This window comes from Aeromonas fluvialis (genome assembly GCF_000819885.1).
In the GTDB taxonomy this organism is placed as follows: Bacteria; Pseudomonadota; Gammaproteobacteria; order Enterobacterales; family Aeromonadaceae; genus Aeromonas; species Aeromonas fluvialis.
Genome location: NZ_CDBO01000074.1, coordinates 76,738 through 99,390, shown reverse-complemented (window position 1 = coordinate 99,390; position 22,653 = coordinate 76,738). Strand labels below are relative to the sequence as shown.

Sequence of the window (22,653 nt, the reverse complement as noted above, 5' to 3'; positions counted from 1 at the left end):
AAACCCGCCGGTGCGCAAATGTGAAGCGACCATCGGATGTTTTGCCATCAAGGGCAGACAGGGCGGTCGCAGGCAACTCATGCAGGAGGCAACAGATGGGTTCCTTGGTATTGGCGGTGGGCACCGGCTCCACCTGGGCGATGCGGGCGACACGGATGATCGCGGTGAGCGGGCTAACATGGCAAGTGGCAGCGCGCCAGTCACAGTGAACCTTGGCAGATAGATAAACGAGAGAGGGGAGCCAGTGGCTCCCCTCTCTGTTGCTGGTCAATGTGGCTTGAGGGTTACTTCTGCCGACCGGCAAAGACCACGACCACCTTGTCATCACCCTTCTCCCGCACGAAGGCATAGGGTGCATCCGCAAGTTTCTGGTGGCTGCCTGCCGCAATGGCCGGATGGGCGGCGCGGAACTGGCCGAGCCGCTGCCAATGCTTGACCAGTTCGGCCTTCTCGCCGCCAGCCAGCTCTTGCCAGTTCATGTCGGAGCGCACGCTTTGATCGAACACGCCACCATCCTTGGCCAGGCCACGGCCGGACTCGTCACCGTAGTAAAGCTGGATGCCGCCCGGCAGCAGCATAAAGCTGTTGGCCACCCTGCGTTGCAGCGGCACATCCTGATAGTCGCCGAAGAACAGTTTGGTGTCGTGGGAGCTGATGTAGCTCAGCACGTTGAACTCGGGATCCTGATTGATGCGGCTGGCGTAGCTGGCATAGGTGGGCTCGGCGCTGGCCATGCACTGGGCCTGGGGCAGGGCGAACTCGCGCTGATAGTCAAAGTTGATCAGCGAGTCAAAACCGTGCTGATACCAGGAATCCTTGACGACCCCATGATCCCACACCTCGCCCACCATGTAGAAGGGCAGATCGTCGAGCGCCTTGTCCGGGTTGGCGGCCTTCCACTCCTTAAGCGCAGTGGTGCCCGCCTGTTTGAGCTTGGCCCACACCTCGGGCTCCAGATGCTTGACGGTGTCGGCCCGAAAACCGTCGATGCCAAAGCGGCGCACCCAGTCGGTGTGCCAGGCGATAAGATAGTCGCTCACGGTGGCGTCGGGCAGCGCCTTGGCTTTGGTATCTTTTTTCGCGGCCAGCAACGGCGGCAGCCCTACCGGCTTGGACGACTCGGTGAGAAAGTCCGGCAGCCCCGCCACCGAGCCGGTCACATCGTCGGTGCCGGGCTGCGGGTAGCCGGGTAGACCGGCGCGCACCCAGTCGCCGCTCCACCACTTGTTCCACGCTGGCGACTGATAGTCGATGAACTGGTTGTAGCCATGCCAGTTGAGGCCACCGCTCGGGCGCCACTGGTTCCAGACGGCCGGCAGCTTGCCGCTGTTCTGGGTCAGCTCGGTGAGCCCGAGATCTTGCAAGTCGGCGAGGGTGGCGTAACCGGCGTGGTTCATCACCACGTCGAGGATGATCCGCATACCGCGCTTGTGGGCCTCGTCCACCAGGGTCTTCAGGCTCTCTTCATCGCCGTAGTTGGGGTCAATCTTGGTGAAGTCGAGCGCCCAGTAGCCGTGATAGGCGTAGAAGGGGAAGTTGCCCTGCTCGCCACCCCCGATAAAGCCATGTACCTGCTCCACCATGGGGGTGATCCAGATGGCGTTCATGCCGAGGCTCTTGATGTAGTCGAGCTTCTCGGTCAGCCCCTTGAAATCGCCGCCGTGCCAGGTGGCCACCTCGTCCTGACCATCCTTCTGGCGGCCGAAGCTGTGGTCGTTGGCGGGGTCGCCGTTGTTAAAGCGATCGGTAAGCAGGAAATAGACGCTCGCCTGATCCCAGCTGAACGGTGCTGGCTTGGCTGCCTTGACCGGTTCGAGCAGCAGCAGGCCGCCGCTCTCTTTGCTCGGGGTCAGGGTCAGCTTGCCCTGTTTGATCACCGCCTCCTGTTTCGAGTAGGCATCCCGCAGTCGGGTGCCGTCGGGCCAAACCCCTTTCAGGGATACCGTCACCGGGCCGCCATCCCAGCTGATGCAGGGCTCTTGTGGTGGCTGGCGCTTGAACTCGCTCTTCTTGGTCGCCCGCAGCACCTTGAGGCTGGGGGTATCCGGGTTGAAGGTGAACTGATACTCCCCAGCCAGCATCACCCGCAGGGTAAAGCTCTGATCCTTGCTGCATTTGTCCATGGGCTGGGCGGTGCCGAAGGGAAGTGGCTTACTCTCGCTCGGGCCAAAGCTGGCGCCGCAACTGTTGCCTGCGTCGCTGATGCGGATCTGGTGGCTCCCCTTGGCAAGGGGGTGAGTCAGCTCCACCGTGCCCTTGTCCAACGCGATCGGGGTCGCTACCGGTTGACCATCCACATAGAGGCGAACCTCGGGGGCGGCCATCGCCTGTTGGGTGAACAGCGGGGCGGCCAGCAGGGCAAGCCAGAGGGGGGATAAAAGGGGTGCACGACGCATAAGCCATTCCTTGAGCAGGGCAGTTCGGACAAGGGTCCATTCTAGGAGCAGCACAGGGAGCCTTGGATCGGCAAAATGCCGATTTGTGACATCAGTTCAAATGGTTACGTTTTCAAGCCGAGAAAAGTGTGATGGCGGACGAATGGTGGGCATCGAGAATAAAAATGCCGGTCAGGTGACCGGCATTTGGCATGGCAGGTATGGTCGTCACATCAGACGGTGAAGAACTTGAAGTTGACGAAGGCCACCGCGATAAAGGAGGCCACCATGCCGCTGATGCAGAGCACAGCCGGGCGGATAGCGGGCCAGCGATGGGTCAGCAGAATGATCGCCAGCAGGGTCGGGTAGAGCCCGAACATGTAGCGTGGCATGGCGTTGAGGCCGGTCATCAGCGGAATGGTGCAGCAGATGAACATCAGGGTCGCTTCGGCCCAGCGCTTCTGGCTGAACAAATAGCCGTTCAGGCACCAGCCGAAGATCACCATGATGGAGAGGTAAGCCTTGCGGCCCCCCAGCTCGAAGCCACTCAGCCACCAGTCCAGCGGGCTGTCCATGTAGCGACCCCAGGCCACCTGAATGTGCTTGAAGGCGAAGGCATCGCCGGTCAGGTGATAGAGATAGACCATGTAGGCAAACAGGCCAAACGGGATCAACCAGAGGGTGAACACCACCTTGAAGGCGCGCTCGGTGAAGCGGAAGAACTCCCGCCAGCCGTAAGCCTGCAGCGCCAGGATCAGCACCGGGAACACCATCATCACCCCCAGGTTGCGGGTGCCCGAGATGCAGACTCCCAGCAGGGCGACCATCAGCCATTGCTCCCGGTAGGCAAACAGGAACATGCCCAGCATCAGCGCCATGAACATCGACTCGGTATAGCCGGAGACGAAGTAGGCGGAGAAGGGGGAGAAGGCGAGCAGCCAGACGCCGAAGCGGGCGGTCTCGTCACCCAGTTTGAGTTGGCGCAGCACCAGCAGCATCAGCGGCAGGCTGATGAAGAAGGCGATGTTGGCCACCAGCATCAGGCCGATCAGGCTCTCGACATTAAGCAGGCTGGAGAGAGAGCCCGCCAGCATGGGATAGAGCGGCATAAAGGCCCAGTTGGCCGCATTGCCCTTGCTCAGCCAGCGTGGATAGAGGTCATAGCCGTTCTCTATGATGCGCTGGAACCAGACGCAGTCGAACTGACAATAGGCCTGCAGCGGGCCGATGTCGGGGGAGCCGTAGAGCTGGACGCCGAAGTAGCCCATGCCATACAGCGCCACCCGGCTCAGCACGAAGGCGGCGATGATCATCAGCCAGTCACGGCCGCTGATGCGCAGTGACGGGCGATAGGGGAGTGTAGCCCCGGTTGGCGGGGCAGTATTGGTCATATCATTCATCAGGCAAAAACCCAGACGCGAGAGAGAACGTAAGTGAGGACAGTAACGGTCAGGGTGGCGATGACCACCGGTAGCAGACCGGAGAGCCCCGCAAACAGCAGGCCGCTCAGGATCAGGTTACGCACCGCCAGCGAGAAGAGGGCGACCAGCAGAAATTTGCTGGCGGCTCCCTGTTTCTGGAAGGTGATGTAGCGGTGACCAAAGAAGGAGAACCAGAACGCGATGGCAAAGGCTAGCGTGGTGACCAGATGCTCCGAGATGGTGGGCCAGGTATGAAACAGTGCGATGGAGGTGCCAAGGTCGACGAGGGTGGCCCCCCCGCCGACAAAACCGAAACGTACCAGCCGCCAGAATTCCTCGCGGGAGATCATTGAGGCGCTTGCTCCTGTTGCTCTTGCTCTTGCGGATTGCGTTCAGCGTTCAGCGGTGTGGCTGCATCCTGCTTGGCATATTGGCCATAGACCCCTTCAATGAGGTAGACTGGGCGCTGTTTCACTTCCACGAACATGCGGCCTATGTACTCGCCGATGATGCCGAGCGACAGCAGCTGGATACCGCCGAGGAACAGCACCACCGACATCAGAGAGGCGTAACCGGGCACGTCGATACCGAAGAAGACCACCTGGGTGACGATCTTGAGGATGTAGAGGAAGGAGACGAAGGAGACGCCGACGCCGACGTAGCTCCAGACCCGCAGCGGCCAGCTGGAGAAGCTCAACAAGCCGTCGAGGGCGAAGTTCCACAGCTTCCAGTAGTTGAACTTGGTTTCACCTGCGTGACGGGCCGGGCGCTCGTAGGGAACGCCAACGGCGCGGAAACCGGCCCAGGCAAACAGCCCCTTCATGAAGCGGTTGCGCTCCGGCAGCAGCTTGATCGCCTCGACCACGCGACGGTCGATCAGGCGGAAGTCACCGGCGTTCTCCGGCAGCTTGGTGCTGGTGGAGAGCGCGTTGAAGAAGCGGTAGAAGCCACCGGCAGTCAGGCGCTTCATCGGGGTATCGGCGCTGCGATCGACGCGGATGCCGTAGACGGTGTCGTAGTCACCGGTCTGCCACAGTTTGACGAACTCCAGGATCAGGGCGGGTGGGTCTTGCAGATCCACGTCCATCGGCACGATGGCATCCCCTTTGGCCTGATGCAGACCGGCGGTCAGGGCGGCTTCTTTACCGAAGTTGCGTGCCAGGTTGACCAAGGTCACGCGCGGGTCACGGGCGATGGCCTGCTCGACCACTTCACGGGTGCGGTCACGGCTACCGTCGTTGACGAATACAATTTCAAGCTGGTCTTTGAGCGGGGCCAGTTCATTGTCTATCGCGCTGATGAAGGCATCGATGCTCTCTTCCTCGTTATAAACGGGAACGACCAGAGAGAGTCGAAAATCTGGATGCGACATAAGAACGTCCTTATTGGCTGGTTATTTTTATAAAACGGTATTGGGGACACGTATCACTGGGCAACGGTCAAACGCACCGACTGGACATTGATGGGGGTGGGTGCCGAGAGCGCCAGAAAATTGGGGCGCTTGGGGTCTGCGGTGAGCGAGTCACCGGGCAGACTGAGCCGGATCTCGTTGATGCCCGCTTTGGCCAGTTTGACTGTCGTCGTCAAGTCGTGACCCAGCGCCACTTGCAACAGGGCACCGGCTTGCGGGCTGTTGATGCGGGCGTGTACGGTGAGCTGATCCGGATTGGCTGCCTGTTTGGGCAGCACAAAGTAGAGTCCCCCCTTGCCAGTTAGCTGGGTCCCTTCGTCACTCGGCTTCTTGGCCCAACCTTCGCTGGAGAGGAAACGGCTCGGTTTGGTCAGATTGAGCTCGTTGCCCGGCTGATAGGTCATGCTGGAGTTGTGTTCCCAGAAACGGGTTTTCCCCTCCAGATAATAGAGGCGATAGGCCAGGCTCACGTTGGGGTGAGCAGCCAGATAGAGGGTGTAAAGATAAAAACCGCTTAACACCAGAATGGCAGTCAAAAAACCGAACTTTTTGTACGTCATATCACTCTCTATGCCTGGCAGAATGGGTAGGCCGATGCCGCGCATATGCTAATCCAATTGCAAAAAAAGCATAGTGGATCACAAAAAAATATTTGGTCACAAATCAACCCATGCTCTCCTGTTCCAAACAAGGCTTTTTTCTGGTCAAGGTTGGTGGAGGGCAAGTCGCCAGTGGTAAGGGCGATCCGGCAGGCCATTTGGTAGATTAAAGATACTTTGCTGCGTCATTTTCTAGCGGATGCGATAGTCACCAGGCTTCTATCGCCATTTTGCCGGGGGCGATTTATGATGACTCACCTATTCGTCAAGGATGACATATGAAGTGGATCTCTTGCTGTTTGCTGCTTGGATTATGGGCGCCAATGGCATTCGCCAAGGCCCTGTGTCCCGAGCCCATTCAGGTCGGTTACGATAACTGGCCCCCCTACCATTATTACGAAGCCGACTCACCGCAACAGGTGCGCGGTTATGCTGTCGAGGTGCTGACAGCCGTGCTCACTTCTATGCACTGCAAGGTCAACTATGTGGAGCTGCCCTGGAAGCGGGTACTGCACGAGATGGAGTATGGCGAGATAGACATGGCGATGGAGGCGAACATCAACGATGAGCGCGCTCGTTATGCCTGGTTTTCCGACTCCTACAACCCGGGGCGCACCTTGCTGTGGATCCGCAAGGGCAGCCACTATCCCGAGCAGGATCTGGCGAGCTGGCTGGCCAGTGGCTACTCCCTCGGCGTTACCAAAGAGTACTTTTATGGGGATGAGGTGATGTCGCTGCTCGGCCGCTATGCCAAGCAGGTGAGTGCGGTGAGCGACAAGCAGAATTTCGATAAGCTGGCCCGCGGGCGCATCGACGGTTTCCTCGGTGACATGCTGGCCACTCCCAGTGCCCTCGCCAAAGAGGGGATAAGAGGGGCGTTCTCCTATCACCCCATGGTGGTTTACGAATCGCCGAGCTTCTTTATGCTGAGCAAACGCAGCTTTTCGCCCGCGTTCTTGCAGCAATTCAATCAGGCGTTAGCTCGGTTCAAGGGAACAGATGCGTATGACTATATCTGGCAACGTTATGCTCTTGGGCGCTAGCAAAGTATTGGCCGTTCACGCATCATGAGCGACCTGATGGTGGTGTTTGACTGCGTGCATCAATCGTTTTGAGGTATCCATGGGGATGAAGTATTGGCTGGCCCTTGCCAATCTGGTGTGGCTGGGGTGTTTGCCCGCTGGCGCGGTACATGCGACCGAAGTACAAGTCGTGGTGGCGGCCAGTGAAACCGGACACGACTGGTATCAGGGCAGTCAGGCCGAACAGGCCCGGATCGAGTTGGAGCAACAGCTGCGAGAGGCTGTGCTTGCCCAGTTGCATCCTGATTTTTTCACGTTATGGAAGCGCTTGCAGGATACGCCGGCAGCGCAGCGCAGCGCTATCTATGACGAAGCTTTTACCAAGCTGGCCCGTTTTCAGCATGCCTGGCGGGGGATGGATCTGGTTTCACGCGAGCAGATGAAGACCCTCAAGCTCGATTTGAACCGCCCTGTGGTGACCAATCCCAGCGATGATGATCTGCTCACCCAGGTGAAATTCCTACGTCCTCAGGTGGCGGAATATGAGGCGGTGCGGGCCAAAGTGCACAAGCTGCTGGCGATGCCGATGGCCAGCAAGTGGCCGACCCTCGATATGCCGACCCTGCGTGCCGGAGAGAGCTCCGCCGAGCTCGGCCAGATCCGAGCCATGCTCAACGAGCTGGGCGACAGCGCCCCGCGCCATGGTGACCTGATTTACGATGACGATACCGAGCAGGCCATCAAACAGTTCCAGCGTCGCCACGGCCTGACCGCCGATGGCATCATAGGTCGGCAAACTCGCTCCTGGCTCAATACCGGGCCGCAAGTGCGCGCCAGCCTGCTGCTGCGCAACCTGTGGCGTCGTGATTTGGTGGATCAGCTGAGCAAGCCCCGCTACGTGCTGGTCAATATTCCCGACTATCGCCTGAGCGTGGTGGAATCCGGCAACGAGGTATTCACCAGCCGGGTCATCGTTGGCCAGGAGCAACGGGCGACCCCGATCCTGGCCAGCGAAATCCGTTCCATCGTGCTCAACCCGGCTTGGCATGTGCCACGCTCGATCCTGAGCAAGGATATTCTGCCCAAGCTTGGGCGCGATCCCGCCTACCTGGACCGCGAGCAGTTCGAGGTGATCGACGGCGAAGGCAACCCGGTGCAGTTCAGCGAAGATGGCTGGCACCATGCGCTGGCGGCCGGCTTCCCCTACCGACTGCGGCAAAAGCCGGGGGATCACAACGCCTTGGGGCGCTACAAGTTCTATCTGCCCAACAACGATGCCATTTATCTGCACTCCACTCCGCGCAAGGCGCTGTTCGAGCTGGGAGCACGCGCCTTCAGTTCGGGCTGCATCCGGGTCGAGCATGCAGACGATCTGGCCGAACTGTTGCTCGCGGACTCCCGTTATCAGCCGGACAAGGTAGCCAATATCCTCAAGGAGAGTCAGACCAAATGGTTGCCGCTGACCACGCCGATCCCGGTCTTTACCGTCTACTGGAGCAGCTGGCTCGACGAAAATGGTCGCCAGCAACTGCGTAATGACATCTACGGATTTGATCGGGTCAGTTTTCAGAGCCGTCTGCTGTGATCCCTGCCACAGAGTGACAAGCCCGGCCTGTGCCGGGCTTTTCTATGGACGATTGAGGTTTGACATAGCCCCCTGCCGGAGGGTAGTTTCAGGCGCCTGTATCAAATTTACTTAGTAATCGTATTTAACTTTTTCGCTTGAATCTGCGATGGACGAACCCCTTATGCTGGAACAAGAGATAAGTCGACGTCGCCTGTTGTTGGGAGCCGGTTGCCTGCTGGGCAGCTCGCTGATCACCTTCCCAGCACTGGCCAGCCGCAGTACCACCGGGCGTGAACTTAGTTTCTTCAATCTCAATACTGGCGAGCGGGTACGTGCCAGTTATTGGGAGAACGGCCACTATCTGAGCGATGGACTGGCCGAACTCAACCACATCTTCCGCGATTATCGCCGCAATGAAGTGTTCAATATCGACAAGAAGCTGTTTGATCAGCTGTTCCTGTTGCAGCACAAGCTGGGCCGACGCAGCGAGATCCAGCTGATTTCCGGCTATCGCGCCCCGGCGACCAATCGCCAGAAGCGTCATAAGAGCCGCGGTGTGGCCAAGCACAGCTATCACACCCTGGGGCAGGCGGTGGATGTGCGGATCCCCGGCGTACAGCTGGCCCATCTGCGCAAGGCGGCGCTCCAGCTCAAGGTGGGTGGGGTTGGTTACTATCCCCACGATAACTTCGTTCACCTCGATACCGGCCCAGTGCGCAGTTGGTAAAGGGGTTGGCAAACTGCCAAGCTCTTCCCACCAGAGAGGAGATAGCGATGAAAAAGATAGCGATTGGCGCTCTTGTCGCCCTGTTATTGACCGGTTGCAGCAAGCTCAACCGCGAAAATTACGACCAGTTAAAGATGGGGATGAGTTACGCCGAAGCCAGCGCCATTCTGGGCAAGGCGGAGCGCTGTGATGATGCGTTGGGCACCACCAGCTGCCTCTGGGGCGGGGAAGGGAAGAACATCAAGATCCACTTTATCGCCGACAAGGCGACCTTCTTCAGTTCGGAAGGGATTAACTGAGTCACAGGGCCTGTGACACCGCACATTCATGAAAAAAGCGCCACTCGGGCGCTTTTTTGTTGCTCGCAATCCATGCCACCTTGCCAGAAACTGGCGTACTCAGTGAGTCGCGTACTGGTAGTTGAAGGTGGGCAGCCCCCATTTGAAGCGCACGGCCAGCAGTCGCAGCACGAAGCCGATCCCGATCGCGCCGAAGGCTGCCCAGTTGGCTGGCAGTCCCTGATCCAGCGTCAGACAGTAGAGGGCCGCGGTGATCAGCGAAACGGCGGCATAGAGCTCGCGGCGAAATACCAAGGGAATGCGCTGGCAGAGCAGGTCTCGCAGCACACCGCCAAATACCCCGGTCACCACCGCCATGATGCAGGCAATACCAGCGCCGTGACCCATCTCCAGCGCCCGGGCGGCGCCGAAAATTGAGAACACCACCAGCCCCAGCGCATCGAGCGCCAGAAACAGCTTGCCGAGATAGCGCATCAGCGGTGCCGAGATCACCCCGGCCATCGCGGCGGCGGCCACCAACAGCACATATTCCGGATGCTCAATCCAGAGCAGCGGATAGTGACCCAGCAGCACATCGCGAATGGTGCCGCCCCCGATGGCCGTCGCCGAGGCGATGATTACCACACCAAACAGATCCATCCGTCGCCGACCCGCAGCCAGTGCGCCAGTCATCCCTTCGGCTACCAAGCCGACCAAGAAGAGTGCATGTAACATGAGTTATCCTAGGGTACGAGAAAGGCCAGTATCCTATCAATTAGGACTATATGGGACAATGAAACCCACCTACACATTAATTTAATTCATACAAAAAAGTTAAAAGGCACCGTTTCGGGTGCCTTTTTCTCATCGTTGTTCAAGGGTTAGCGGCCGCCCAATTGCTCCTGCCGGTAGTGATCGACCCACATGGCGGTGGCACCACAGATGGCCACCGGCATCACAAACAGGTTCACCACTGGAATGGCGGAGAAGAGGGTGACCAGTGCGCCAAAACTCAGGCACTTGCCACGGCGTTGCTTCAAGGCATCTCGCATGGTGATGAAGTCGATCTTGTGGTTGTCGAACGGATAGTCGACATACTGGATCGCCATCATCCAGGCACTGAACAGAAACCAGAGCACCGGCGCCAGGGTCTGGCCCACCACCGGGATCAGGAACAGGATCAGACAGCCGATGGCCTTGGGCAGGTAGTACTTCAGCTTGGTCCATTCGCGGCCGAAGGTGCGTGGCACATCCTTGACGATATCAAGCATGCCGCTGTCATTGGCGGGCTGGCCGGTGAGGATCTGCTCCACCTTCTCCGCCAGCAGGCCGTTGAAGGGGGCGGCTACCCAGTTGGCCACCGAGCTGAAGATAAAGGAGAAGACCACCAGTATGGTGATGAGGGCGATGGGCCACAGCAGGTAGTCCAGCCAGCCCAACCAGGCGGGGATCTGTTGATGGAGCCAGGCGAACAGACCGTCCAGTTGCAGTAGCAGGGCATAGAAGGCCCCGGCAAACAGCACGAAGTTCACCAGCAGGGGGATCAGCACGAAGGTACGGATGCCCGGTTGGCGAATAAGAGAGAACCCGCGCAGGAAATAGTCTGCGCCGCTTATTGAATCTTTGACCATATGGGGTGATTGGCTCATGTGAGCTCCATCTATGCATGGGAGAACAGCCAGCATATTACAAACAAGCTTTTGATTTGGTAAAGTCGCCTGCCCGCCTCCTCTCTATTTCTTTACCGACAAAGGCCGCCATGCGTCTGAAATTGATCAAACTCGCCGGCTTCAAGTCGTTTGTCGAGCCGACCCGCATCGAACTGTCGGCAGACATGACCGCTGTGGTGGGCCCCAATGGCTGTGGCAAATCCAACGTCATCGACGCGGTGCGCTGGGTGTTGGGGGAGAGCTCGGCCCGCCATCTGCGCGGTGAGAACATGACCGATGTCATCTTCAACGGCTCCATCAACCGCTCGGCTCACGGCCGCGCCTCGGTCGAGCTGGTATTCGACAACCCCCACAATCGGGTACCCGGTGAGTTCGGCCGCTTTACCGAGATCTCGGTGCGCCGCGAAGTGCTGCGCGATGGCTCCAACCACTATCAAATCAACGGTCAGAAGTGCCGTCGCAAGGATGTGACCGATCTCTTCCTCGGCACCGGTCTTGGCCCCCGCAGCTACGCCATCATCGAGCAGGGCACCGTCAGTCGACTGGTGGAGTCGCGTCCAGCCGATCTCAAGCTCTTTATGGAAGAGGCCGCCGGGGTCTCACGATACAAGGAGCGGCGCCGGGAGACCGAGCAGCGGATTCGCCACACCCAGGAGAACCTGGAGCGCCTCGGCGATATTCGCGGCGAGCTGGGCTCGCGCCTTGAACACCTCAAAGCCCAGGCAGAGACCGCCGAGCGCTACAAACAGCTCAAGAGTCGTTCGCGCGCCGCCCGCGCCGAGCTGATTGGCTCCGAGTTGTGGGCGCTGGAGACGCGCCTTGGCGAGGCCAAAACCGAGTTGGCGCAGGCCGAGCAGGCGCTGGCGGCGCTCGATGCCAAGCGCACCGCCGATGAGGGGCGCCACGTCACCCTGTCTGTAGCAAGGCAAGAGGCACAGGCCGAGCAAGCGAATCGCCAGCAGCAGATTTTTCTCGGCGGGCAGGCCATCGCCCGCCTCGAACAGCAGCAACTGCACCAGAGTGAACTGGGGCGCGACTGGCAGGCCCGGGCACAGGCGCTGGGCGAGCGGATCGCCACCCGCAAGGGGCAGCTTGCCAGCCAGCAGGAGCAGTTGACCGAAGGGGTATTGCGCGCGGAGCAAGAAGAGGCCCGGCTGGAGCAGTGTGAGCAGTTGCTTAGCGAGCAGCAGGAGGCCTGCCAGCAGGCCAGCGAGGGGCTGGAGCAGGCCCGTCAGCGTCAACAGCAGTGGCAACAACAGTTGGCCCAGTTGCAGGGCGAGCTCAACCAGACCCGCACCCGCTTGGGTGGCCTGCAAGAGCTGCAGGCCAAGACCCGGCTGGCCCGTCTCAAGCTGGAAGATGAGCGTTCCGGCCCCCTCGGTGCCGAGGCCGACGATCTGCAACCGGCCCTCGATGCCTTGAGTGGCGAGCTTGAGCTGACGCGATCTGCCACCGGCGAGCTGACCGAACAGCTGGCGCTGGCGGTCGACGCCCATGAGCAACTCAAACAGCGTCATGGCCAGCAGTTGGGGCAGCAACGGGAGCTGGAGGCGCGGCTGGCGACACTGGATCAGATCCTCGGCGAGCAGATGGAGGGGGTGACCCTGGCGGATCGACTGCAGGTTGCCCCCGAGTGGGCACAGGCGCTCGATAAAGTGCTGGGTCGCTGGCTCACCGCAACGCCGGCGGACGAGTGCAATCTGGCGCAAGAGGGGCTCTGGATTGGCCCGGCGCAACCTGCGGTTGCCGGTACGCTGGCGGCGCAACTGGACGGCGAGCACATTCCCGCCTTCCTCAACGCCATCTGGCTGGTGGAGAGCCGGGAGGCCGCATTGGTCCGCCAGCCAAGCCTTGCGGCCGGTGAGTCGGTACTGACTCCTGCTGGCGACTGGCTGGGGCCAAACTGGGCAGATCTGGGGCAGGGCGCGGCGCTCGGCACCATGGCGCTGCTGGGTGAGCGTGAGCGGTTGCACACCGAGCTGGAGAAGGTTGCCGCGGGGCTGGCACAGCTGAGTGAGCAACTTGTTGCTGCCGATGCCCGGCGCGCCCAGCTTGCCAGTGCGCAGGAGTTGTCGCAGCGAACCTTGCGCGAGCAGGAGCAGAAATGGCAACAACTGCGCGAAGCCTGGAGCCTGCAACAGGGTCAGCGGCAGGAGCGCTTGCTGCGGCTTGGTCAGCTCGGCGAAGAGCTGATCAGGCTCGATCAGGAGCAGGCCGAAGAGGCAGAGCGACTGGCCAGCGCCCGTGAACAACTGGAACTCGATGAGGCACGCCTTGCCGAGTTGCAGGAGCAAGGGGAGCCGCTGACGCAAGGGTTGCAGGTCGCTCAGGAGCAGCTGACCCGCTGCGAGCGGGCGGTCGACGAAGCCCGTGTGCGCCGCGAGCAGCAACAAGCGACCTGCCAGCGTTTGCAACTGGAGTTGGGCAATCTGCGCCAACTCATTACCCTTGGTGAAGAGGAGCTGGCGAGGCTCGGTCTGGAGCTGGCCGGGCTGAAAGGGCCGGATAGCGAGGTGGTGCCCGATCTGGCGCCGCTGCTGGCCGAGCAGCGCACTCTGGAGGCGCAGCAGCTCGCCTGCCATCAACGGCTGACCGGGTTGGAGCGCCAGCTCGGCGAGCTGGAGCAGGCCAGAAGCGTCGATCACAAACAACTGGTGACCCTGCAGGAGACGCTGGCGACCCTGCGCCTTGAGCGCGAACGCAACCTCACCCGGCGTCAGGGGCTGCACGAACAGTTTGAAGAGCTGGGGGTGCGACTGGTAGATCTCGATCAGGCGGTGCTGATCGCCGCCGATCGCGGCAAGCTGCGTCAGGAGATCCAGACCCTGGAGGCACAAGTGGAGGCGCTTGGCGCCATCAACCTGGCGGCGCTGGAGGAGTATGAAGAGGCGAAAAGCCGGTCAACCTATCTCGAAAATCAGTGTCAGGATCTCGAGCAAGCGCTGGAAACCCTGAGCCAAGCCATTAAAAGAATTGATAAAGAGACACAAATACGGTTCCGGGACACTTTCGATAAGGTCAACGAAGATTTAAAATCCCTGTTTCCAAAAGTGTTCGGTGGGGGTAGTGCCTGGCTTGAGTTGACCTCCGATGATCTTTTGGAGGCCGGAGTGAGCATCATGGCAAGACCTCCGGGTAAGAAGAATGCTACCATTGCCCTGCTTTCCGGGGGGGAGAAGGCGTTAACCGCGCTTGCGCTGGTTTTTGCCATCTTCAGACTCAACCCAGCACCTTTTTGTCTGCTGGATGAGGTGGATGCACCGCTCGATGAAGTGAACGTCGGTCGCTTCTGTTCTCTTGTCAAAGAGATGTCGAGCACAGTACAGTTCGTTTACATCAGTCATAATAAGGTCTCCATGGAGATGGCTGAGCAGCTGGTTGGCGTCACGATGCAAGAGCCCGGGGTTTCGCGCATTGTGTCGGTCGATATCGGTGAAGCCGTCGCTTTGGCTGAGCAAAACTAGAAAGAGAAGCAGCTAATGCAGGAATTGCGTTACATCTTGGTTGCCCTGGGCGGTATTGCTATTGCGGCATTGCTCATTCACGGGTTGTGGAGCAACAAAAAGAATCGTCAGGCACCGATCAAAGAGAAACCCCTTGGCCGGATGGAATCTAAATCGCGTAACCGCGATGATGATGACGCCTTCGATAGCGACGGTATTGGTCAAGTGCGCGTGGTCAGCAGTGGCCGCCGTGCCGAACCCAAGCTGCGCAGTGAAGAGGGCCTTCAGCCGGAGTTTGGTCGCCGCGCCGTCGTGCCCGCCTTTGATGATGAAGATGACGAGGATGAGCTGCCGCCGCCCGCCGTGCGCAAGCCTGCTGCCCGTCCGGTTCCGCCGCCTCCTGCCGATGAAGAAGAGGAGCTGGACTTCGAAGAGCCGCTGCCTGACGTCATTGCGCAAGAGCCTGCCGCCTCGGTGCGCAAACCGGCGCAAGTCAATCGCCGTACCCCGGTCTACCGCTCCCGTCCCCAGCGCGAGCCTGTCATGCCGGTGCAGGATGATGAGCCGCTGGTCGAGCCTGCCTATGCCACTGCACCCACCTTTGGTGTGCGAAATGAGCCTATGCGAGCCACCGAACCGGAAGTGAAGGTCCAGCAGCCAAGCCGTGTGGAACCTGAGCCTGTTTACGAGAAGCCCGTCTACGAGGCTCCCGTTGCAGAACCTCGCTCCGCTCCCCAGCCGGTAGAAAAAATCTGGCAGGATGTCTATGTCATCAACCTGATGGGCCGTCCGGGTCATGATTTGCAAGGTGCAACCCTGCTCTCATCCCTGATGGCGCTGGGCTTCAAGTTTGGCGAGATGGATATTTTCCACCGTCACGAAGATCCCAACGGCAAGGGTGAAGTGCTCTTTTCCATGATCAACATGGTCAAGCCGGGTACTTTCAATCCGTACCGTATGGAGCAGTTCACCACGCCGGGTGTCTCCCTGTTCATGCAGTTGCCGCTGCGCAGCAACGCTGCGTTTGCGTTCGAGAATATGCTGCAGGCCGCCGACCAGCTCGCCAGCGATCTCGATGCCATGCTGACAGATATGGATCGCAGCCCGCTGAGCGACGAGACCATTGCCCGTTACCGTCACGAGCTGGCTACCTACGAGGCCAGTCGCGACTAATACGCCATGCGGGTCGAGTGAATAAAAAGTGCGGTACCCTGGTACCGCATTTTTGTTTCTACTCCGGCCGGATGTTCAATCACACTTCGAGACTTTTTCATGAGCGCCACTATCTCCCGCCACCGTCAACTGTGTGAGCTGCTGACCGAATACGGTCATCAGTACTACGGGTTGAAAAAACCGACAGTGCCGGATGCCGAATATGACCGATTGAAGGAGGAGTTGCTTGCCCTTGAATTGGCTCATCCTGAGCTCCGCCATAGCCAGCTCAGTGAACTGCTTACGGAGTACGGTCATCAGTACTATGTGCTGGATAACCCCACGGTGCCGGATGCCGAATACGATCGCCTGATGCGCGAGCTGATCGCGCTGGAAGCCGAGCACCCCGAGCTGAAAACCCCGACGTCCCCCAGTGTGCGGGTCGGCGGCCAGCCGCTGACGGCGTTCAATCAGGTGCGCCACGAGCTCCCCATGCTCAGTCTGGACAACGTCTTTAGCAGCGAAGAGCTGCAGGCGTTCGAACAGCGGATGAGCGATCGCCTCAAGCGCGAGGTGCGTTTCACCTTCTGTTGCGAGCCAAAGCTCGATGGTCTGGCGGTGAGCCTGCTCTATATGGATGGTCAGCTGGTGCAGGCGGCCACCCGGGGTGATGGCGCCACCGGTGAGGAGATCACCGAGAACGTGCGCACCATCAAGGCCATACCGCTCGTCCTGCGCGGCACAGGCTGGCCTGCCCGGCTGGAGGTGCGTGGTGAGGTTTTTATGCCCAAGGCCGGTTTTGAGGCGATGAATGCCAAGGCGCTGGCCGCCGGTGAGAAGGTATTCGTCAACCCGCGCAACGCCGCCGCTGGCAGCCTGCGTCAGCTCGATTCACGCATCACTGCCAGCCGTCCCCTGAGCTTTTACGCCTATGGTGTGGGCGTGGGGGGCGAGCAACTGGGCGACTCCCACTTCGGTCGTCTCAACCAGCTCAAAGCGTGGGGGCTGCCGCTCAGTCCCGAGGTGAAGCTCAAAGAGGGAGCCACCGGTTGCCAGGCCTTTCACGACGACATCCTGTCTCGCCGTGGCGAGCTCCCTTATGAGATCGACGGCGTGGTCTATAAGGTGGATGCCATCGCCCTGCAAGAGGAGCTGGGTTTTGTGGCCAGAGCACCGCGTTGGGCGACCGCTCACAAGTTCCCGGCGCAGGAGGAGATGACGGAGCTTGAGAACGTCGAGTTTCAGGTTGGCCGTACCGGCGCAGTGACCCCGGTTGCCAAGCTTAAACCGGTGTTTGTCAGCGGCGTTACCGTCTCCAATGCCACCTTGCACAATGCCGACGAGATTGAACGCCTTGGCGTAATGATTGGCGATACGGTGATCGTGCGGCGGGCGGGGGATGTGATCCCGCAGATCGTCGCCGTGGTGGAGGCGCAGCGTCCAAGGGATGCCCGTGCGATCGGCTTCCCGACCGAGTGCCCGGTGTGCGGCTCTGCGGTCGAGCGACTGGAAGGGGAGGCGGTGGCCCGTTGCTCCGGCGGCCTGTTCTGCGAGGCGCAGCGCAAGGAGGCGATCAAGCACTTCGCCGCCCGTCGCGCCATGGATGTGGATGGCCTTGGCGACAAGATTGTCGAGCAGCTGGTAGACAAGGGGCTGGTGAAGACCCCGGCCGATCTGTTCAGCCTCAACGCCATTCAGCTGGCCGGTCTTGAGCGGATGGGGCAAAAATCGGCTCTCAATCTGGTGGCCGCCATCGATGCGGCCCGCAGCACTACCCTGCCGCGCTTCCTGTTTGCCTTGGGGATCCGAGAAGTCGGGGAGGCGACCGCCCTCAATCTTGCCAACCACTTCCTCACCCTGGATGCCCTGCGCGCCGCCTCGGTGGAGCAACTGCTCGAGGTGGCTGACGTGGGCGAGGTGGTGGCCAAGCATGTCTACTACTTCTTGCGTCAGCCGCACAACGTGGAGGTGCTGGAAGCCTTGCTGGCTGCCGGTATCCACTGGCCGGCCATCGAGAAGAAGGAAGCAAGCGTTCAACCCTTTGCCGGCAAGACCTTCGTGCTGACCGGTACGCTGACCACCTTGTCGCGCAACGATGCCAAAGCGGCGCTGCAGGCGCTGGGGGCCAAGGTAGCGGGTTCTGTATCTGCCAAGACAGATGTACTGGTGGCGGGGGAAGCGGCCGGTTCCAAGCTGGCCAAGGCACAGGAGCTGGGCATCACCATCTGGAGTGAAGAGGAGTTGCAGCTGGTGCTGCAAGGCCAGGGTTGAGTTCGTCTCTCTGATAAAAAAACCGGCATTCGTGCCGGTTTTTTTTATTCCCCCGCAATCACCATTTTTTGGGTTCATCGCGCTTTTCCGGGGAAGGCAGCCTTGATTTTCAGGAAGAAGTAGTCCGAGTCCCTGAAGCCATAGGCCATCCGCTTGATCACCTTGATGTGGTTGTTCACCCCTTCCAGCAGGCTGGTATGCATATGGAAGCGAGCACTGGCGAGGATCCCTCTGGCGTAGCGTTTGAGGTTGCGGGCAAAACGTTGCAGCGGGGCCAGTTCACTGTCCCGCGCATGCCGTAACCAACTCCTCCAGCGTCGCCAGCCTTCACGCACGCTCGGGGCATACCAGATCTCTTTCAGGGCGTCCTTGAGCACGTAAACCGTGGCCAGTGGTTGATTGGCGGCCAGTAGCTCCTGCAACTGCACCACCTGCCCAGCGTTGAGATTATCCCGGTTACGCAGGAGCAGCCAACGACTCTGCTTCATCACCTTGCGGGCGGGTTTGTCATGGCCCAGTGCGTTAGCCTGAGCGACCCGAATGCGGTCAATCACGTCGCGACCATAACGGGCCACGACATGGAACAGGTCGTACACCACCTCGGCCTGAGGGCCGTGCTGCTTCACCTCCAGATCGAAGGCGGTGTTCATGTCCATCGCCACCGCCTCGATCTGCTTGCACCGCTCGCCGAGTTGCTCGAAGAAAGGCCGTGGCCTTACGGCTGTTGCCCTTTCCCACTCACAGTACGCGAGTGCGCTCGGCATCCATGATGACGGTGGCATCGCCGGTATCGTCACGAAGCGGGGTATAGCGCTGAGTCGTTATCGTGCCACCAAGTTGATGAAGGAGCTTGGATTGGTGAGTTGTCAGCAACCCCGCCATAGCTACAAAAAAAACCGGCATCACATGGATGCCGGTTTTTGTTTGACGATAAGAGGTGCGTCTTAGCGCAGGATCATCTCGTCACGGCCCGGGCCGACGGAAACCATCGGAACCGGTACGCCGAGCAGCTCTTCGATGCGCAGCACGTACTGCTGGGCGGCGCGCGGCAGCTCTTCGAAGTTGCGGCAGCCGCTGATGTCTTCGCTCCAGCTTTCCATCTGCTCGTAAACCGGCTTCAGGGCAGCGGTTTGCGGCCAAATCGGGTTCTCGGTGTGGGCACCTTCGTAAGCCACGCAGATCTTCAGATCCGGCAGGCCGGTCAGGCAGTCCAGCTTGGTCAGGGCCACTTCGGTAGCGGCTTGCAGCTCGACACCGTTCTTGGTGGCGACAGCGTCGAAGTAACCGACATCACGGGGACGGCCGGTGGTGGCACCGAACTCGTTGGTGATCTTGCGGAACTCGTCCTGGTTCTCCATGGCGGTCAGCAGGGTGCCGGTACCGACAGAGGAGCTGAATGCCTTGGCCACGGCGATGACACGCTCCGGACGCAGTGCCGGCAGGCCGCCACCGATACCGGCGTAGGCGCCAGAAACGTGGGAGGAGGTCACCCAGGGGTATTCGCCGTAAATGAGGTCACGGCCAGCGCCCAGCTGCGCTTCGAACAGCAGGGTCTTGCCTTCTGCCTGCAGCGCTTTGAGCGGCATGCTGACGTTGCACACGGCGTCGATCCAGGGTGCAGAGACTTCCAGCAGCCAGTCGGCCATTTCCTGGGCAGTCTGGGTGAATTCGAAGGAGGGGTAGATAGCCTTCATCTGCGGCAGTTTCCAGTCCAGCATGAACTGGATCCGATCGACCAGTACGTCCGGCTGTTTCAGCCAGCCGACCAGGATCGCTTTCTTCATCACGCGATCGCCGTAGGCAGGGGCGATGCCCTGACGGGTGGAGCCATAGGCGCCGTCACCCAGACGTTGCTCTTCCAGGGTATCTTCCAGTGCGTGCAGCGGCAGGCACAGGGTCGCGCGGTCAGAGATGGCCAGCTTCGGAGTCACGCCGGAGGCTTTGACTTCGTCGAGCTCGACGGTCAGTTTCTCGGGGCTGATCACCATGCCCGGGCCGAGCACAACCAGGCAATCCGGGTTGAATACGCCACTCGGAACCTGGTGCAGCTTGAAGGTGCCAAGGTCGTTGACCACGGTGTGGCCAGCGTTGTTGCCGCCCTGGAAGCGAATGCTGGCGCCAGCTTGACCTGCCAGATAATCCACGATGCGGCCTTTGCCTTCATCACCCCAGTTAGCACCTACGACTACGATAGACGACATGACTCTTTCTCCTAAGACGTTAGGCGTCAATCCTATGAGCCTGATGCGGATTAGAAAAATTAATTATCTTTATAATTCTGATAAGAGAACCATATAATCATGGCCAATTAAGCGGCAAGTCGCCCGATTTTGCCGGGCAAGCCCCGCACATCGCGGGTTGAGGGACTCTTATGCTGGACATTCACTGGCTGCAAACCTTTGTCACCCTGGCCCGATTGCAACATTTTGGCCAGACCGCCACCGAGCTGCACATGACCCAGCCCAATGTGAGCCTGCATATCAAGCGGCTGGAGCAGGCGACCCGGGTGCGGTTGATTGAGCGCAGCCCGTTTCGCCTGACTCAGGCGGGGGAGCGGCTGCTGCAAAGTGCCGAGCGCACCATCGCCGAACTGCAGCTCTGCCAGTCCGACCTCAATGCCCTCAACCAGCTCAGTCAGGGGACGCTGGCCATCGCCGCCAGCGACATCATCTCCCGCCTGCTGCTGATCCAGCCGTTCCAGCGCTTCAAGCGGGAGTTCCCCGGCATCGACCTAACCCTGTTCAACACCACGTCGGATCAGGCTGCCGAACTGGTCAAGGCGGGTAAGGCGGATCTGGGTTTTGTCATGGCGCAAAAGCGCAGCGAGCCGCTCTTCTATACCGAGCTGCAACAGGTGACTTGGTGCGCGCTGGGTCATGGCCTCGCCCGCTGGCAGGTGCGAGCAGTGGCGGGAGAGAGCGACCCCCTCGACGAGCCGACCCTGATCCTGCTCGGTCACGACACCCGCACCCGAGCGCTGATCGACCCTTCCCTGCCGTTGCTGGCCTTGCCCCCCTGTCGCATCATGGAGGTGGGCAGCGTCGATGCCCAGCTGGATTGGGCCGAGGCGGGCTTTGGTGTCGCCATCGTGCCGGACTTCTCCCTGCATCCGCGCCTCAACCTCACCGCGCCGGTCACCAGCCTCGGCGACTTTCCCGGTACCAGTCTGGGCTACGTGGTGCGCCAGAATCAGGTGTTGTCGCGGGCCATCAAGCAGTTGCTGCACTGGGTGGAGGAGGAGATCCAGAAGCCCAACCCCTATCTGACCCGGGTGATGGAGCCGTAGCGGGGCGGCAAGGTGAGCAGGCCTATCGGGGTGACTAAGCCGCCATCAATTGCGCCACTATCGAGCGCATATCAATAATCAGGGCAGCCGAGGCTGCCCTGATGCGTTTGTGGGAGCTGACCACTCAGGGTTGCAGCGGTGTGGCTGCGCTGGTGGCAGGGGCGGGAGGCGTGTCGGTTTTATCCTGCTGCGGGGTTTCGCCAGTCACCGCGCTGCTGGCAGGCTAGATTGCCTGCTCTTGCGGCGCAGTTGCCGCAGAGGCGCTTTGCGGCAGCTCGGGGGCGACCTTGGGCGCATTTTCGGGTAAGGGGGTGGTCTCTGTGGCGTCTATCGCCACCGGGTCACGGCTGGTCGAGGTCGCGTCGGAGGGGGCCTCAGGGGGCGTTGTCGTCCCGTTGGCGGTACTCACCTGCTCTGCCGTTGGTGCCGTATCTGAGGTCGATGGCTCAGGTGTTAATTGCTCGGGGGTCAGAGGCAAGGGCGCTGGCGGCAGATCCGACATCCCCGCATGGAGGGGCAGCTCGGTCTGCGCCTGCAGACGACCCACGGTGATCTTGCTCAAGGCAGGATGCAGCCGACTGAACTGTTTGGCCCTGGTCAGCAGGGTATCGCGCACGGTACGGACGATGGGATCCGGCAGGCTGGCCAGCGCCACCAGTTCGGCACTCATCCCGATATTGTTGATGGAGGCCGTCTGCCCCGGATAGAGGTTGGCGGCGATGTGACTGCGCTGGTAGTAGGGGTGTAGCTTGAGCAGCTTGTCGATCTGATCCCCTTCGATGGGGATCAGGCGCACCTTGCAACGGCTGATCAGATCGCCGACTGCCTGATTGGGGTGACCGGCCACCACAAACGCGGCATCCAGCGAGCCATCGCACAGCCCTTCCAGCGGTTCGCTGTTCGATTTGAGTTGATAGGCAGCAAACTGCCCGGCTTGCCATCCCATGGCCGCCATCAGGGCCAGACTTGTGATCTGCTCACCGGCGCCGCTGTCGCCCGGATAGACCCGTTTCCCCTCGATATCCGCCAGGGTAGTGATACCGCTATCGGGGGCGGCCAGCAGGGTCAGCGACTCCTGATAGAGGCGAAACAGACTGCGTAGTTCATTGTTGGCTCCCTGCCCGCTGAAGGGGCCGGTGCCTTGCAGGGCGTGGTGCAACACATCGGACTGCACCAGTGCCAGCTGTACGTCCCCCTTGCCGAGCGCCTTGAGATTGGCCATCGAGCCACGGGTACTCTGCACGGTGCAACTGTCCCCGTGCAGGGCATGGTCGGTATTGAGTATCCGGCAGATGGCGCCACCGGTCGGGTAGTAGACCCCGTTGAGCGGGCCCGTTCCGATAGTCAGCGCCTGACTGCCGAGAGGGGTCAGTGCAGAGAGTGCACAGAGGGGGAGCAGAAGGTGACGCAAGATCCGTAAAGACATAGTTG

16 protein-coding genes and 3 pseudogenes are annotated in these 22,653 nt (G+C 60.4%); 9 read left to right on the top strand and 10 right to left on the bottom strand.

Translation table 11 applies throughout. The features are described 5' to 3' along the window. Positions 1–95: 95 nt before the first annotated feature. A pseudogene (locus BN1125_RS19795) lies at positions 96–185 on the top strand (glutathione S-transferase); the annotation flags it as partial. A 99-nt stretch (positions 186–284) separates the two neighbouring features. Here the strand turns inward: BN1125_RS19795 and BN1125_RS17155 are convergent. The 5 genes from BN1125_RS17155 to BN1125_RS17135 all read right to left on the bottom strand — a co-directional run bounded on the left by BN1125_RS17155 (position 285) and on the right by BN1125_RS17135 (position 5,767). Beyond that, positions 285–2,396: an alpha-amylase gene (locus BN1125_RS17155; RefSeq protein WP_042013764.1), complete on the bottom strand. Its 2,112-nt coding sequence runs from the start codon at positions 2,394–2,396 to the stop codon at positions 285–287. 212 nt (positions 2,397–2,608) lie between these two features. Further along, a complete protein-coding gene (locus BN1125_RS17150; RefSeq protein ID WP_042013761.1) occupies positions 2,609–3,775 on the bottom strand; it encodes a membrane protein in 1,167 nt (388 codons plus the stop codon). Further along, positions 3,775–4,146 carry a GtrA family protein gene (locus BN1125_RS17145; RefSeq protein WP_005338463.1) on the bottom strand — a complete coding sequence of 124 codons (372 nt, stop codon included), beginning with the start codon at positions 4,144–4,146 and terminating at the stop codon, positions 3,775–3,777. Before BN1125_RS17145 ends, BN1125_RS17150 begins: the two co-directional genes overlap by 1 nt. Next, positions 4,143–5,168, bottom strand: a complete 1,026-nt coding sequence (locus BN1125_RS17140) for a glycosyltransferase family 2 protein (protein WP_042013760.1) — start codon at positions 5,166–5,168, stop codon at positions 4,143–4,145. Before BN1125_RS17140 ends, BN1125_RS17145 begins: the two co-directional genes overlap by 4 nt. A 53-nt stretch (positions 5,169–5,221) precedes the next feature. Further along, positions 5,222–5,767: a hypothetical protein gene (locus BN1125_RS17135; protein WP_042013759.1), complete on the bottom strand. Its 546-nt coding sequence runs from the start codon at positions 5,765–5,767 to the stop codon at positions 5,222–5,224. A gap of 317 nt (positions 5,768–6,084) precedes the next feature. On the opposite strand from BN1125_RS17135, the gene BN1125_RS17130 reads away from it, so the two are divergent. From BN1125_RS17130 to BN1125_RS17115, 4 genes are all read left to right on the top strand, one after another. Further along, positions 6,085–6,849, top strand: a complete 765-nt coding sequence (locus BN1125_RS17130; RefSeq protein WP_042013758.1) for a substrate-binding periplasmic protein — start codon at positions 6,085–6,087, stop codon at positions 6,847–6,849. Positions 6,850–6,928: 79 nt separating this feature from the next. After that, a complete protein-coding gene (locus BN1125_RS17125; protein WP_042013756.1) occupies positions 6,929–8,413 on the top strand; it encodes a L,D-transpeptidase family protein in 1,485 nt (494 codons plus the stop codon). Positions 8,414–8,576: 163 nt separating this feature from the next. Then, entirely contained in the window at positions 8,577–9,122 is a 546-nt protein-coding gene (gene mepK / locus BN1125_RS17120; RefSeq protein WP_042013869.1) for a peptidoglycan L,D-endopeptidase MepK, read from the top strand. 47 nt (positions 9,123–9,169) lie between these two features. Beyond that, positions 9,170–9,421: a hypothetical protein gene (locus BN1125_RS17115; protein WP_042013754.1), complete on the top strand. Its 252-nt coding sequence runs from the start codon at positions 9,170–9,172 to the stop codon at positions 9,419–9,421. A 99-nt stretch (positions 9,422–9,520) separates the two neighbouring features. Here BN1125_RS17115 and BN1125_RS17110 read toward each other — a convergent pair whose 3' ends face one another. Then, positions 9,521–10,135: a trimeric intracellular cation channel family protein gene (locus BN1125_RS17110; protein WP_042013753.1), complete on the bottom strand. Its 615-nt coding sequence runs from the start codon at positions 10,133–10,135 to the stop codon at positions 9,521–9,523. A gap of 146 nt (positions 10,136–10,281) precedes the next feature. After that, positions 10,282–11,049: a sulfate transporter CysZ gene (gene cysZ / locus BN1125_RS17105; RefSeq protein WP_042013751.1), complete on the bottom strand. Its 768-nt coding sequence runs from the start codon at positions 11,047–11,049 to the stop codon at positions 10,282–10,284. Between the two features lie 110 nt (positions 11,050–11,159). On the opposite strand from cysZ, the gene BN1125_RS17100 reads away from it, so the two are divergent. From BN1125_RS17100 to ligA, 3 genes are all read left to right on the top strand, one after another. Further along, complete coding sequence (locus BN1125_RS17100; protein ID WP_042013750.1) at positions 11,160–14,534, top strand: AAA family ATPase; 3,375 nt, start codon at positions 11,160–11,162, stop codon at positions 14,532–14,534. A gap of 15 nt (positions 14,535–14,549) precedes the next feature. Next, positions 14,550–15,686 carry a cell division protein ZipA gene (gene zipA / locus BN1125_RS17095; RefSeq protein ID WP_042013749.1) on the top strand — a complete coding sequence of 379 codons (1,137 nt, stop codon included), beginning with the start codon at positions 14,550–14,552 and terminating at the stop codon, positions 15,684–15,686. A 99-nt stretch (positions 15,687–15,785) separates the two neighbouring features. Beyond that, complete coding sequence (gene ligA, locus BN1125_RS17090; protein ID WP_084202336.1) at positions 15,786–17,936, top strand: NAD-dependent DNA ligase LigA; 2,151 nt, start codon at positions 15,786–15,788, stop codon at positions 17,934–17,936. Positions 17,937–18,010: 74 nt separating this feature from the next. On the opposite strand, the pseudogene BN1125_RS17085 reads toward ligA, so the two are convergent. Together BN1125_RS17085 and BN1125_RS17075 are read right to left on the bottom strand one after the other, a co-directional pair. Continuing rightward, positions 18,011–18,716, bottom strand: a pseudogene (locus BN1125_RS17085) (ISL3 family transposase); the annotation flags it as partial. A 164-nt stretch (positions 18,717–18,880) separates the two neighbouring features. Beyond that, complete coding sequence (locus BN1125_RS17075) at positions 18,881–20,137, bottom strand: adenylosuccinate synthetase (RefSeq protein WP_042013748.1); 1,257 nt, start codon at positions 20,135–20,137, stop codon at positions 18,881–18,883. A 170-nt stretch (positions 20,138–20,307) separates the two neighbouring features. Between BN1125_RS17075 and BN1125_RS17070 the strand changes: the two genes are divergently transcribed. Beyond that, positions 20,308–21,222: a LysR family transcriptional regulator gene (locus BN1125_RS17070; protein WP_042013747.1), complete on the top strand. Its 915-nt coding sequence runs from the start codon at positions 20,308–20,310 to the stop codon at positions 21,220–21,222. A 124-nt stretch (positions 21,223–21,346) separates the two neighbouring features. Here BN1125_RS17070 and BN1125_RS17065 read toward each other — a convergent pair. Continuing rightward, positions 21,347–22,648, bottom strand: a pseudogene (locus BN1125_RS17065) (TAXI family TRAP transporter solute-binding subunit). Between the last annotated feature and the right edge of the window lie 5 nt (positions 22,649–22,653).